The organism is Curtobacterium oceanosedimentum, from assembly GCF_040545555.1.
Lineage (GTDB): Bacteria > Actinomycetota > Actinomycetes > Actinomycetales > Microbacteriaceae > Curtobacterium.
In genome coordinates, this window is sequence record NZ_JBEPMD010000002.1 from 269577 (window position 1) to 282499 (window position 12923).

The window sequence follows — 12923 nt, forward strand, 5'->3', positions numbered from 1 at the left end:
GCGCGACTCAGCGGTCGGCGGCCTCGACGGCGCAGCTCTCGGCGCGCTTCGCGGCGTCGGAGTCCGCGCTGAACGAGCTCGGCGCCGGTGACGCCGACCGCGACTCGTCCGAGGTTGCGTCCTTCGCGGTCTGGTTGACGGCGTAGATCGTGCCGTCCCAGTCCTTGGCCGTCGGGTCGGTCTCCGTCGCCCAGATGGTCAGCTCGTCGTCGTTCGCGTCCTTGCTGTCCGACGGCACGATCGACGCCGCGAGGTACCAGCCGCCGTCGCCCTTCGCGACGTCGGCGAAGTCCGTGGTGTCGTGCGGGCCGACGGCGGTGCCGATGGCGTCCACGGCGTTGCTCGACGCGACGGCGCACTCGGCCGACTGCGACTTCTGCTCGTCGCCCGGGACCTTGCCGACCGGGTCGATGTTCTGGGCGCCGCCCGGGTCGCACGCCGTCAGGAGCAGGGCGAGGGTGGCAGCGCCGAGCAGCGCGGTGGCGGTCTTGGCTCGCGTGGTCATGGCGTGGACGGTAGGCCGCGGTCCCCGTGCAGGACCCCAGGGCGTCCGGGAAGCGAACGACGACGGGCGGCACCGCGGTCCGGAGACCGCCGTGCCGCCCGTCGAGGGGATGCGAGGACCGGCCGCTACGACCGGTCCCGCGTCATGATCCACGCGAGCAGGTACGACCGCGTGTTCGCCGAGTCGATGACCGCGTCCGGCAGCTGCTCGGCGTCGCGCAGTGCCGCCGCCGCGTCGGCCTTCCCGCCGAGGGCCCGGTACATGAGCAGGTAGTCGCCGAACTGCACGCCGTAGCGGCCGTCCGGCACGGCCTCGTCGAGCACCCGCTGGATCTGCTGCCGTCCGCCCGCGTCGACGTACTCGCCCGCCATCGCCGGCATCGGGATGAGTTCGATCCCCGCCGGTGCAGCGGCCGCCGCACTGAACCACGTGGCGTGGTCGCGCTTCCCGCCCCACGTCAGCGAGACGACCCGGTGCGTGAAGCCCGGGAACGCCGACAGGTCGGGATCGAGCACGTCACGCTGCGCCGAGGCGGCCTCGTTCGACAGCAGCCAGGTGCCGGTCGACTCGAGCGTCGACGACCCGGACACGGCACCCCAGCGGGCGAGGCCGTTCCACGCGGACACCGCCTCGGACGACGACTCCTGGTTGTTGCCGTCGGCGAAGGGCGAGTAGCCGGACGCCCAGGAGTGCTGCGCGTACGGGTCGTAGACACGGAGCGCGGGGAACGACGCGGTCGCGGTCGGCGAGGCGATGTCCGCCGCGACGAGGTCCGCGACGGTGCGCCACTTCCGGACGAGGGACGCGTCGCCGTCGGCCACCATCGCGGCGGCGGACAGCACGTACCCGTAGTGGAAGTGGTGGTCGTTGAACTCGTCGGACCCGAACGACGCCTGCTGCCCGACGAGCCCGTGGACCTCCGGGTCGTGGGCGAAGCACCGGGCGGTCCTGCCACCGCACCCGGCCGGGTCGAACCACTGGTCGAGCTCGGCGACGACGGACGTCTTCAGCGCTGCGGCCTGGTCGTCGAGCCCGAGTGCGACGGCGAGCCGGTACAGCGTCGCGACGCGGTACAGGTCCTTGCCGCCGCCGTACGAGTCCGCGGCGTACGACGACGCGTCCACCCCGGCTGCGTCCTGCCGCACCTGCGCCGCGAGGGTGTCCCGCTGGCCGTCGGTCAGGCCGGACAGGTCGAGCCGGTCGGACGGCTCGACGGTGTCGACGCCGAAGCGCAGCGCCGTCCCGGTGCAGACGGGCGCCGGACCCATCAGGGTCGCGACGCGCAGGTCGGTGCACGTCAGCCCCCGGGTGCCCTGGCCGGGCTGCGGGACGAGCACGCCGGCACCGCCGTCGAAGTCGTACGACAGCGTGGTGCGCTGGGACCCGCCGGTCGCGCTGCGCTCCAGCGAGGTGCCGGAGAGCGGCCGTGCGGCCTCGACGAGCCGGCTGACCTCGGACGACGACGCACCGTCGGGCGTCGGCAGGAGCACCACCGAGCCGCCGCTGCGCAGGGTCACGCCGGACCGGGAGACCGAGCCGTCGCGCACGACGACCTGCCAGGTCCGGCCGCCGCCGGACATCGTCGCCGTGCCGTCACCGGTCGGGTCGAGCGGCGACGTACCGGTCAGGGTCTGGTCGCGGTCCGCGGTGTAGGTCACGAGGGGCGAGCCCTCGGCGACGACCGAGTGCCCGAGCACGGTGTCGCCGTCGCGGTGCTCGACGGTCACCGAGACCGCGTCGTACGCCGACACGACCGTGCTCGTCGCCCCGAGGTCGAAGCCGACCTGCGGCACGGCTCCACCGGCGATCGTCTTCTCCGTCGCGGTCACGTCCGGCAGCCCGGCCGCGAAGCCGTGGTCCGTGACCTGCCACGAGATCGGCGTCGGGAACACCGGTTGCGGCGCGTCGCCGAACACCAGGCCGGAGAACCACCGGTTCGTCGGCGGGGTGAGTCCCTCCGCCAGGCGCATCGTGCCGACCGTGGACGACGCGACGTCACCCAGGGCGGCGACCGCGCGCGCCTGGGCCGCCGAGTCGGTCGCGGTGGCCGACGGGGTCGGGTGGTCCGCGCCTCCCGTCCCGGTGCACGCGCTCAGCAGCAGGGCGACGGACGCCACCAGGGGGACGGCCAGGAGCAGCGGTCGGGAGGCCCGGCGTGCGCCCGAAGGGCGGCCGTCGGTGTGCAGGTGGTGCCGCACCGGCTACAGCCCGATCTGACGCGAGAAGTCGCGGACGGCGTCGGTGACGCCCGCCAGCGTGCCGTCGTCGCGCAGGTGCAGGGTCGCGTCGACCGGCGTTCCGGGGCTCGTGATGCCCGACGACGGCGAGGCCGACAGCTCGGGGCTCTCGACGTCGACGGTGGTCTTCGCCTTGCCGGCGTCGTTCGTCTCCACGCTCACGTTCTTCACGGTGCCGGTGATCGTGCGGTCGTCGGGCAGCCGGAGCTCGACCTCGGCGCCGTTCTGGATCCGGCCGTAGTCGCGCGGGGTGACCGTGAACTCCGACGTGACGAACAGGCTGTCCTGCTTGTGGATGGTGCCGAGCTCGGAACCCGCCTGCACGTACCCGCCGGTCTTCACGTCGACCTTCGCGACGGTGCCGGAGACCTCGGCCTTGAACGTGATGAATCCGTCCTCGCCGATGTCGTACGCGCTCGTCTGCGTGTCCGCGCCGACGACGCCCTTCCGGATGTCCTGGGCGAGCTGCAGGCTCTGCACCTGCAGGAGCTTCTCGCCCTTGGTGACGGAGTCGCCCTCCTGGACGTACTCCTCGGTGACCGTGCCGCCGTAGTCGGTGCCCACGGCGTACTCCTGCGCGGCGATCGCGGCCGAGGTGCTGGCCACGGCGCTCTGCCGCTGGTTGAAGACGAGCGTGCACGCGGCGACGATCACCAGGACGACCACGAGGCCGCCGAACAGTCGGAGTCGGTTGGTCCAGGTCATGCGCGGGGTCCGTCCTGCATCTGCATCGCGACGCCGGCGATCGCGGCGCGCTGGGGTTCGAGGGTGTCGGGTCGGACGACGGTCGTCCGGACCGGGCTGGCCGGCGCCTGCGCGAGCAGCGCGGCCGGGCGGGCCGGCTCGCCGCGGTCACGCGCACGGTCGGCCACGCGGTTCCGGGCCTGCTCGCGGAACGCCGCGACGATGAAGGCGAGGAAGACCAGGGTGTTCGTGATGTTCCAGGCCGTCGCGAGCGTGAACTGGCCGTTGCCGGTGTCGCGCCAGACCGCCACCACGCTCGTCAGGGCGAGGAACACGAAGACGAGCACCTGCGGGACGATGAAGTTGAACGGCGACGGTGTCCGGCCGCGGTCCGCCCCCGTGACGTGCCAGGCCTGCTCCTTGCCGCACAGGACGTTCCAGAGCGCGCTCGCGTAGATCGGGAACGACACGGCGGCGAGCAGGAGCGTCTCGTAGCGGAACGAGCCGAGCGCGTAGAAGGCCAGCACGACCTGCATCAGGTAGAAGCCGAGGTAGAACAGCACCCACTCACCGGCACCGATCGACAGGTTCATCGGGCGCAGGTCGAAGAAGATCTCGAGCGGCGGCACCAGGAGCAGCAGACCCGGGACGATGCCCGTCAGGTAGAAGCTCGCGGTGACCAGGTACTGCAGTCGCTGGTCCATGGTCAGGCGGTGCTTCGGGTTGAACGGGAAGTGCGTCAGCAGGATCTCGAACCCGCCGGTCGCCCAGCGCAGCTGCTGCTTCGTGAAGCCCTCGATCGTCTCGGGAGCGTCGCCGACGGCCAGGGTCATCGGGATGAACACCGACTTCCAGCCGCGCTCGTGCAGCATCAGGCTGGTCCAGACGTCCTCGGACTTCGAGTCGGTGTGCATGCCGCCGATGTCGTCGATCGCGCTGCGGCGGAAGATGACGTTGGTACCGACGCAGAAGGCCGCGTTGAAGCGGTTCCGACCGGGCTGGATGAACTTGTAGAACACCGTCTGCATGTAGCCGGCGCCGCGCGACACCAGGTTGTGCAGGTTGCCGTAGGTCTGCGGTGTCTGCACGAAGGCGATGGTGTCGTCCGCGAAGAACGGCACGGTCTCGAACAGGAACTCCGGCTCGGGGACGAAGTCGGCGTCGAACACGGCGTAGTAGTCGCCCTTGGCCAGGGTCAGGGCGTGGTTGATGTTGCCGGCCTTGGCGCCGTGCGACGACAGGCGGCGGACGTACCGCGCGCCGAGCTGGGCGGCGAGCGCCTGCACGTCGTCGTTCCGACCGTCGTCGAGCACCCAGGTCCGGTGCTCGCCGCGCATCGCGACCGCTGCCCGGACGGTGGCCGCGATCTTCGACAGCTCCTCGCCGTAGACCGTGATGAACACGTCGACCTCGACCCGGCGCCCACGCACGTGCATCGGCCAGCGGTGCGGCTGGTCGGTGAGCCCGTCGCGCTCGATCGTGTCCCGGTCGAACAGGGTGTCCTGCGTGTGGTGGAACGCGAAGTCCCGGGGGTCGGCGCCGCCGGACAGGATCGTCCACATCGACAGCAGCGCCTGGCCGACCAGCACGCTCTCCGCGATGATCACCAGGCCGTACGGCAGGAGGTCGCCGCGGTTCGCCGGGTCGAGGAGGAACACCGCGTAGGCCATCACGCCCAGGGTCGCGACGAGCACGATGAGCACCATGACGGGGCTGTGCGCGCGGCTCTCCGACCGGGGTCGCGCGTGCTGGACCTGCTCGGTCAGCTGGCCTCGGCGCGCAGGCTCCGGGTCACGGGGGGTGAGCTGCGGCGGGAGCAGCTGCGGCTGCGGTCGCTGCTGCTGGACGGGCCGGGCCACGTCGGAGGACTGCGGTGGCGCGCTCCGGCGGTGCTGCGGAGCACTGGCGTCCGGGCGCGAGCGACGGACGTCCGTGGGTGCGGACATGAGGATCTCCTGTCGGGTCGGGAGAGACTCACGGCCCACAGGCAGGGACGCCGACGGGTCGCGAGACGGGCGTCGGCGACTGTGGCGACATGGGCCGGACCGTTCGGGGGTCCGGCTCGGCGGCGGGACCAGGGATCCTGCGCCGGGGAGGTCGCGACCGAGGGTGCGGTCGCGGAGTTCGGTGTGTCGAGAGCGGTCGTGCGACGACGGCCCGTGCCGTCGGTCGTCAGCGACACTACGACCCGCTCGACGCGCTCGTGTGTCCGTCCCGTGAATCCCGCAGGACCCCGCCGCTTCTTGCGGTTTCCCGCATCTCGGCGGTGCGGGGTCGGGGTGACGACGGCTCCCCGGCCCGCTCCCCCTCCCGCCCTCCCGCTTCCGCGAAACGCAACGAAGGCGGCTGCTCGCAGCGGTACAGCGCTGCGAGCAACCGCCGGGGTTGCGTTTTGCGAGAGGGGTCGGGGGGATCAGGCGGCGGAGCGCTCGGCGGCCGGACGACGGCGGAGCTCGGGTCGCAGGAGCGCGGGCGGCTGGTACTGCTGGTCGAGCCGCGTGACGTCGGTGCCCGGCGGGACGATCGCGTCGATGCGGTCGAGCACCTCGTCGGAGAGCGCGACGTCGGCCGCCGCCAGCAGGTCGTCGAGCTGCTCCGTCGACCGCGGTCCGATCAGCGCACTGGTGACGCCGGGATGCGCGATCGCGAAGGCGAGGGCGAGGTGGGTCGTGGGGATGCCGGTCTCCTCGGCGAGGGCGACGACCTGCTCGACGGCGTCGATCCGCCGGTCGTCCTGGTCGTGGCGGAACATGCCCGCCCGCGACAGGTCGTTCTGCTGTCCCCGACGGAAGCGCCCGGTCAGCATGCCGCCGGCGAGCGGACTCCACACCAGCGTTCCCATGCCGTAGCGCTGGGCGACCGGCAGGACCTCGCGCTCGATGCCGCGGCTGAGGATCGAGTAGGTCGGCTGCTCGGACCGGAAGCGCTCGAGACCGCGGCGCTCGGAGGTCCACTGCGCCTCGACCTGCATCGATGCGGGGAAGTCCGACGAGCCGATGGCCCGGACCTTGCCGCTCCGGACGAGGTCGGTGAGTGCGGACAGGGTCTCCTCGAGGTCCACGGTGTCGTCGGGGCGGTGCGCCTGGTACAGGTCGATGTGGTCGGTCTGCAGGCGTCGGAGCGAGCCCTCCACCGCCGTGGTGATCCAGCGACGGGAGTTCCCGCGCCGGTTCGGGTCGTCCCCCATCGGACCGTTGAACTTCGTGGCGAGGACGACGTCGTCGCGCCGGCCCTTGATCGCCTTCCCGACGAGGACCTCGGACCCGCCCTGCGAGTAGCGGTCGGCGGTGTCGATGACGTTGATGCCGGCGTCGAGCGCGCGGTGCACGATGCGGATCGAGTCCTGCTCGTCGCCGTTGCCGATGCGACCGTCGGTGCCGAGCATCATGGCGCCGAGCGCGAAGGGGCTGACCTGGATGCCGGTGCGGCCGAGGGTGCGGTACTGCATGGTGGTGCCTCCTGTCGGTGGCGTCCCGCGGCCGGTCGTCGTAGGCTGGCTCTAAGCGGAACACTCTTCCGCAACGATACGGAACGCCGTTCCGTTTCCGCAAGCCCCCACCGCGATCCCGTTCGGAGGAACCGTGCGCGCCGATGCCCGCCGCAATCTCGACGCCCTGGTCGACGCCGCTCGTCAGGTGTTCGCCGACCAGGGCGTCGACGCTCCCGCCAAGGTGATCGCCGACCTCGCCGGCGTCGGAGTCGGCACGCTCTACCGCCACTTCCCCCAGCGCTCCGACCTGGTGGTCGCGGTGTTCCAGCAGGCCGTCGAGGAGTGCGCCGACGCCGCCGCGGACCTCGCCGACCACCACGAGCCGGACGAGGCCCTCGCGCTCTGGCTCCAGCGGTTCACCGGGTTCGTCGCGACGAAGCGCGGGCTCGCTGCGGCGCTCCAGTCCGGTGACCCGGCGTTCGAGGGACTCCACCCCTGGTTCATCGGCCGGCTCGGCGGGGCGCTGACCGGTCTGCTCGACGCGGCCTCGGCAGCAGGGACCATCCGCAACGACATCGACGCCACGCAGCTGCTCCGCGCGGTCGCCGACCTCTGCCACGGGGCGCCGACGACCGAGCAGAGCCAGCAGCTGGTCGGGCTGCTCGTCGACGGGCTGCGCTGGCGGGCGACCGTCTGACCCGGCACCGCCGGCGGGCTCCGCGGCCTGCTGGGAGGGGCGGGGAGCGTCCGCGGTCAGCCCGGCTGGTGCAACCGCTCGCGCGCGGTGGCCCGCACGGCCTCGGTCACCCGTTCGAGCAGCGGTGACGCCAGGTTCCACCGCTGCCACCACAGCGCCACGTCGGCCCGGCGCCCGGGCGTCAGCTCGACGAGCGCACCGCTGCGCAGGCCGTCGAGGCACTGGGCCTCGGGCAGCATCCCCCACCCGAAGCCGAGCGACACCGCGCGCGCGAAGTCCGCCGAGGTCGGGACGAAGTGTCGCGGCCCACGAGGAGCGTGCCCGAGGACCCGGCGGAGGTACCCCTGCTGCAGGTCGTCGTCGCGGTCGTAGTCGACGAGCGGGACGGCGTCCAACCGCACGGTCATCTGCCGCTCCGACGCCGCTCCGGCCAGGTACCGGTCGACGAAGGCGGGCGAGGCGACGGCTCGGTAGCGGTCGATGCCGAGCGGCACGGACGAGCAGCCCTGCACGGGGTCGGCCTCGGCCGTGACCGCGGCCATCACCGTGCCGGCGCGCAGGAGTTCAGCGGTGCGGTCCTGGTCCTCGCGGTGCAGGTCGAACACGACCTCGGTGTCCGCTCGGACGAGGGCGAGGGCGTCGAGGAACCACGTGCCGAGCGTGTCCGCGTTCACCGCGAGCGGGATCGACGGCACGACGGGGGCGTCGGCGTCCCCGCCCGCGCCGAGCGCCCGGGCGGTCTCGTCCTCGAGGAGCCTGGCCTGCCGCGCGTGCCGGAGCACCACCGCGCCGTCGGCGGTCGGCGCGACGGGTGTCGTGCGCTGGAGCAGGACCCGTCCGAGCTGCTGCTCCATCGCCTTGATCCGTTGCGACACTGCGGACGGCGTGATCGCGAGTGCCCGGGCCGCTGCGTCGAGGGTGCCGTGGTCGACCGCGGCGAGGAGCGTCTCGAGGTGGTCCCGCTGCAGACGGAGCATGCAGCAGAGCTTACGGTACTGCAGGAACGTGAGCTGGACTGAACCAGGTGCGACTCCTAGCGTCGGGACCGTGACCGCGCTCCTCCCCCTGCTCTCCGGCCTCGGCACCGGCCTCGCCCTGATCGTCGCGATCGGTGTGCAGAACGCCTACCTGCTCCGCCTCGCGGTCAGCGCGCCGGTGCGTGTCGTCGCCGCCGCGGTCGCCGTCTGCGCCGTGTCGGACGCGGTGCTCATCGTCGCCGGGGTGCTCGGCGTCGGGGTGGTCGTCGAACGGTTCCCCGTCGCGCTCGTGGTGGTGCGGTTCGTCGGCGCGGCGTTCCTCGTCGTGTACGGCGTGCTCGCGGCCCGACGGGCGTTGCGTCCCAGCGGCGAGGCCATGGCCGTCGAGCAGGACGCGGCGGACGACGGTGTGGTGACCCCGGCGACGGCCGCACCGGCGGGACGGGCGGAGGAGGAGCCTCCCGGCCGGAGCTCGACGCCCGCGGTCGCGACCCGGACCGCCTCCGCGGCACGCGCGGTCCCGACGCTCGGCGCGGCCGTCGCGACGATGCTCGTGTTCACGTGGGCGAACCCGCACGTGTACCTCGACACGCTCGTGTTCCTCGGCTCGGTGGCGAACCAGCAGGGCGTCGACGACCGCTGGTGGTGGACCGTGGGCGCGGTCGCCGCGAGCTGCCTCTGGTTCGGCGCACTCGGGTTCGGGGGACGGCTGCTCCGCCCGCTGTTCGCGAAGCCGCTCACGTGGCGGGTCTTCGACGGGCTCGTCGCCGTCGTGATGCTGTCCTTCGGTGTCGCACTCGCCGTCGGGGCCTAGCGGCGCGGTCCGTGCCGAACCAGGAAACCGACGTCGAACCAGCCCGCTGAGCTGGTTCGACGTCGGTTCCGTGGTTCCTCGGGAGCGGAGCCCGCCGCTACTGCAGGCCCTTGCCCACCCGGCTGTTGCGTCGGCTGTACCCGAAGTAGATCGCGAACCCGATCGCCAGCCACACGATGAAGCGCAGCCAGGTCTCGACCTCGAGGTTGAGCATCAGCCAGAAGCAGAGCACCGCCGAGAGGATCGGCAGCACCGGCACCCACGGCACCCGGAAGGCACGGGGTGCGTCCGGGCGGGTCTTGCGCAGCACCACGATGCCGATCGACACGAGCACGAACGCCGAGAGCGTGCCGATGTTGATCATGCCCTCGAGGCGCTCCACCGCGGTGAAGCCTGCGATGAACGCCACGACGACACCGGCGACGACCTGCACCCGTACGGGCGTCTGCGTCTTCGGGTTCGTCTTCGAGAACCAGCGCGGCAGCAGTCCGTCGCGGCTCATCGAGAACACGATGCGCGACAGGCCGAGCAGCAGGACCATGACGACCGTCGTCAGGCCGATCAGCGACCCGATGGCGATGATGCCGGCCGCCCACGGCAGCCCGACGATGTCGAACGCCGACGCGAGGGACGGCGCTTCCTCGTCGGCGAGGCGCTGGTACGACACCATGCCGGTGATGACGATGCTGACGCCGATGTAGAGCAGCGTGACGATGCCGAGTCCGATGAAGATGCCACGAGGCAGGGTCTTCTGCGGGTTCTCGGTCTCCTCGGCACTCGTCGCGACGACGTCGAACCCGATGAACGCGAAGAACACGAGCGAGGCCGCGGCGAGCAGGCCGAAGACGCCGTACTGTGCCGGTGCCTGACCGGTGACGAACGACACGAGCGACTGGGTCAGGACGCCGCCCTCGGCACCCTTGGACGGCTCCGCCGGCGGGACGAACGGCGCGAAGTTCGCCGCCTTGACGAAGAACGCACCGGCGACGATGACGAAGACGACGATCGCGACCTTGATGACCGTGATGACGGCCGAGACCCGCGACGACAGACGCGTCCCGAACGCGAGCAGCAGCGTGAAGACGCCGACGATGAGGACCGGGCCCCACGTGAAGCCGATCGGACCGAGCTGGATCGTGTCGGGGAGGTCGATGCCGAAGACCCCGAACGCGGTGCTCAGGTAGATGCCCCAGTACTTCGCGATGACGGCGCTCGCGGTCAGGGTCTCGAGGATGAGGTCCCATCCGACGATCCACGCGAGCAGCTCGCCCATCGTGGCGTAGGTGAAGGTGTACGCGGAGCCGGCGACCGGGATGGTCGAGGCGAACTCGGCGTAGCACATGATGGCGAGGCCGCACGTGACGGCGGCGAGCAGGAACGAGATGATGACGCTCGGCCCGGCGAAGTTCGCAGCGGCGTTCGCGCCGACCGAGAAGATGCCGGCGCCGACGGCGACCGCGATGCCCATCGCGGCGATGTCGAACGTCTTGAGGGACCGCTTGAGCGAGCGGCCCTTCTCCTCGGAGTCGGCGAGGGAGGCCTCGATCGACTTGATGCGGAGCGGTGATGCCATGGGGGTTCCCGTCAAACGGCTGGCGGTGGACCCCGTGAGGGTACTGGTGTACCACCCCGGCTCGCAAACGGCGCCGCCCCGTCGTGCGTCCCAGCAGCACCAGCCGTCCGGACGGGAGGCACGGTGTCCGTCCGCCCCGGTCGTCGCCCGCGCAGCGGTGCGGGTCAGGCCCCGTGGCGCCAGTCGGCCAGGAAGCGCGCGCCCGCCTCGTCGTGGATGATCCCGTCGGGAGCGGTGAGCACCGGGTACGGCGTCGCCGGCACCCCGTCCGACGGCCGGACGTCCACGTGCGCGACGTCGTGCCCGTTGGCGTGCAGCCAGTCAGCCATCGCGTAGTCGCTCCGGGAGTCGCCGACGGTCCGCCAGGTCACCGGGAGCTCCCCGTCCTGCGCGAGCAGCTCGAGGGCACGCTCGGCCCCCATGTCCTTCCCGGACCGGTCCGACTCGACGTCGGTGGAGATGATCGTCGGGTCGACCCGCCACTGCACGGCACCGTCGGCGTCGGGCCGGACGTCGTCGAGCCGGCGGACACCGAGCCCGCGCCGCTCGAGCGCCGCCATCGCCTTCGCGTCGAACTCGGCCTGGCGGGCGAGGTACGCGGCGTTCGACACCTCCACGCGCTGCTCGATCGACACCATCGCGTGCTTCGTCTCGTCGAAGAACACCAGGTCGGCGTACTCGTCACGGACCAGGTCGCGCATCTCGTCGGCGAAGTCCCGCGGGAGCGCGAGGTCCTCGGCGATCACCAGGTCGCTCATCCCGCCGTCGTACTGCGGGCCGATCGAGCACCAGACGGCACCCTTCTCGCACACCGCGTGGACACGGCCACCCTCGGCGAGCCCTCCGGCGACGAGCGGACCGACGACCTGCTCGCGGATGAACGCGTCGCTGCGGCCCGTGTTGAAGACGATCGGGACGCCCTCGGCGGCGAGCGCGACGAGGTCGGCCACGATCGAGGGGATCGCGATCGTGCGGGTCACGGGGCTGGCGATGGGTCCGTCGACGTCGAGCAGCAGGCCGAGGCGGGGAGCAGTCACGTCCTCATCCTCTCGCATGCGCGCTGCCCGCCAGTCCGCTCGGGAATCGGGGCTCGGGCGGTCGGGTCACTCGGGCGCCGGGAGCCCGACGAACCGGTCGACCAGGTGACGGAGCACGCTGGGCTCCGGTACGTGCCCCTGACCCGGGACGACGAGGTGCCGCGCACCGGGCACCGCCTCGGCGAGTGCGACCGAGGCCTGCCGCATCCACTCCGCTCCGCGGTCGCCGGAGGCCACGAGCACCGGCACGCCGACCGATGCGGCCACCCGCTCGGGCACGGAGAGGCCGTTGAGCACCCGGACGTCCCGGGCGAGCACGTGGGCATCGGCCAGGAGCGACCGCCAGAGGCCGGGCTTGAGACGGGCCGCCGTGATGTGCGGGATCGGGACGCCGAGCACCCGCGACAGGAACGCCCGCACCGCCTGGGCGCGGCGTCCGGCTGCGACGTGTCCGTCGAGGAAGTCCGCGAACAGCACGTCGTCGCCCTGCGGGTCGACCGAGGCGCGGTACGGCGGCTCCCAGAGCACCGCGCGACCGAACGGCACGCCGGTTGCGAGGCCACGCAGCACCACGCCGGCACCGACGCACCACCCCACGGCGTCGACCGGGCCACCGACCGAGGCCGTGACCGCGGCCAGGTCCTCGACCTCGCGCTGGACCGACCACGGTGCCGTGTCCCCGCTCGCGCCCCGACCACGTCGGTCGTACGTGACGACCCGGTAGCGGTCGTGGAGCGCGGCGACGATCCGGTCGGTCGCCGGGCTGCCGTGGTGGTCCCACGCGCCGCCGACCAGCACCAGGGCGGGCCCGGAGCCGCTCTCGGCGACCGCGAGCACCGTGCCGTCCGCGGACACGACCGTGCGGTCGACGTGCCCTGGGTCGCGCCCGAGATCGTGCCCGGGATCGTGCCCGGGGTCGTGCCCGGGACCTCCGGGTGGACGCTCGGGTGACCGCCGGGGCGGCTGTCC

Annotated in this window: 11 protein-coding genes; 2 read left to right on the top strand and 9 right to left on the bottom strand. The window is 72.3% G+C overall.

The genetic code is table 11. The features are described from left to right. Window positions 1-7: 7 nt before the first annotated feature. The 5 genes from ABIC52_RS03180 to ABIC52_RS03200 all read right to left on the bottom strand — a co-directional run bounded on the left by ABIC52_RS03180 (window position 8) and on the right by ABIC52_RS03200 (window position 6874). Window positions 8-505 carry a hypothetical protein gene (locus ABIC52_RS03180; RefSeq protein ID WP_354026598.1) on the bottom strand — a complete coding sequence of 166 codons (498 nt, stop codon included), beginning with the start codon at window positions 503-505 and terminating at the stop codon, window positions 8-10. Window positions 506-630: 125 nt separating this feature from the next. Next, the gene (locus ABIC52_RS03185) at window positions 631-2622 is read right to left on the bottom strand and encodes a glycosyl hydrolase (RefSeq protein ID WP_354026599.1); all 1992 of its coding nucleotides are present in this window, start codon (window positions 2620-2622) and stop codon (window positions 631-633) included. Between the two features lie 84 nt (window positions 2623-2706). Further along, window positions 2707-3447, bottom strand: a complete 741-nt coding sequence (locus ABIC52_RS03190; RefSeq protein ID WP_126892008.1) for an efflux RND transporter periplasmic adaptor subunit — start codon at window positions 3445-3447, stop codon at window positions 2707-2709. Then, window positions 3444-5372, bottom strand: a complete 1929-nt coding sequence (locus tag ABIC52_RS03195) for a glycosyltransferase family 2 protein (protein ID WP_354026600.1) — start codon at window positions 5370-5372, stop codon at window positions 3444-3446. Before ABIC52_RS03195 ends, ABIC52_RS03190 begins: the two co-directional genes overlap by 4 nt. A 467-nt stretch (window positions 5373-5839) precedes the next feature. Beyond that, a complete protein-coding gene (locus tag ABIC52_RS03200) occupies window positions 5840-6874 on the bottom strand; it encodes an aldo/keto reductase (protein WP_354026601.1) in 1035 nt (344 codons plus the stop codon). Between the two features lie 133 nt (window positions 6875-7007). Here ABIC52_RS03200 and ABIC52_RS03205 point away from each other — a divergent pair, with 133 nt between their 5' ends. Further along, window positions 7008-7553: a TetR/AcrR family transcriptional regulator gene (locus ABIC52_RS03205; protein ID WP_126892010.1), complete on the top strand. Its 546-nt coding sequence runs from the start codon at window positions 7008-7010 to the stop codon at window positions 7551-7553. A 56-nt stretch (window positions 7554-7609) separates the two neighbouring features. Here ABIC52_RS03205 and ABIC52_RS03210 read toward each other — a convergent pair whose 3' ends face one another. Further along, on the bottom strand, window positions 7610-8530 hold the full coding sequence (locus tag ABIC52_RS03210) for a LysR family transcriptional regulator ArgP (protein ID WP_354026602.1): 921 nt from the start codon (window positions 8528-8530) through the stop codon (window positions 7610-7612). A gap of 70 nt (window positions 8531-8600) precedes the next feature. Here ABIC52_RS03210 and ABIC52_RS03215 point away from each other — a divergent pair, with 70 nt between their 5' ends. Further along, window positions 8601-9344: a LysE/ArgO family amino acid transporter gene (locus ABIC52_RS03215; RefSeq protein ID WP_354026603.1), complete on the top strand. Its 744-nt coding sequence runs from the start codon at window positions 8601-8603 to the stop codon at window positions 9342-9344. Between the two features lie 97 nt (window positions 9345-9441). Here ABIC52_RS03215 and ABIC52_RS03220 read toward each other — a convergent pair whose 3' ends face one another. The 3 genes from ABIC52_RS03220 to ABIC52_RS03230 all read right to left on the bottom strand — a co-directional run bounded on the left by ABIC52_RS03220 (window position 9442) and on the right by ABIC52_RS03230 (window position 12809). Then, a complete protein-coding gene (locus tag ABIC52_RS03220) occupies window positions 9442-10917 on the bottom strand; it encodes an APC family permease (RefSeq protein WP_209675641.1) in 1476 nt (491 codons plus the stop codon). 164 nt (window positions 10918-11081) lie between these two features. Continuing rightward, window positions 11082-11954 (bottom strand): hypothetical protein, encoded by an 873-nt coding sequence (locus tag ABIC52_RS03225; protein WP_238638210.1) that lies wholly within the window; start codon window positions 11952-11954, stop codon window positions 11082-11084. A 66-nt stretch (window positions 11955-12020) separates the two neighbouring features. Next, window positions 12021-12809, bottom strand: coding sequence for an alpha/beta fold hydrolase (locus ABIC52_RS03230; protein WP_161972651.1), 789 nt, complete (start codon window positions 12807-12809; stop codon window positions 12021-12023). Window positions 12810-12923: the final 114 nt, after the last annotated feature.

Coding starts and splice junctions, on each gene's coding strand:
- ABIC52_RS03195 (WP_354026600.1), bottom strand. CDS start 5,372: ATGTCCGCACCCACGGACGTCCGTCGCTCGCGCCCGGACGCCAGTGCT.
- ABIC52_RS03180 (WP_354026598.1), bottom strand. CDS start 505: ATGACCACGCGAGCCAAGACCGCCACCGCGCTGCTCGGCGCTGCCACC.
- ABIC52_RS03220 (WP_209675641.1), bottom strand. CDS start 10,917: ATGGCATCACCGCTCCGCATCAAGTCGATCGAGGCCTCCCTCGCCGAC.
- ABIC52_RS03190 (WP_126892008.1), bottom strand. CDS start 3,447: ATGACCTGGACCAACCGACTCCGACTGTTCGGCGGCCTCGTGGTCGTC.
- ABIC52_RS03210 (WP_354026602.1), bottom strand. CDS start 8,530: ATGCTCCGTCTGCAGCGGGACCACCTCGAGACGCTCCTCGCCGCGGTC.
- ABIC52_RS03200 (WP_354026601.1), bottom strand. CDS start 6,874: ATGCAGTACCGCACCCTCGGCCGCACCGGCATCCAGGTCAGCCCCTTC.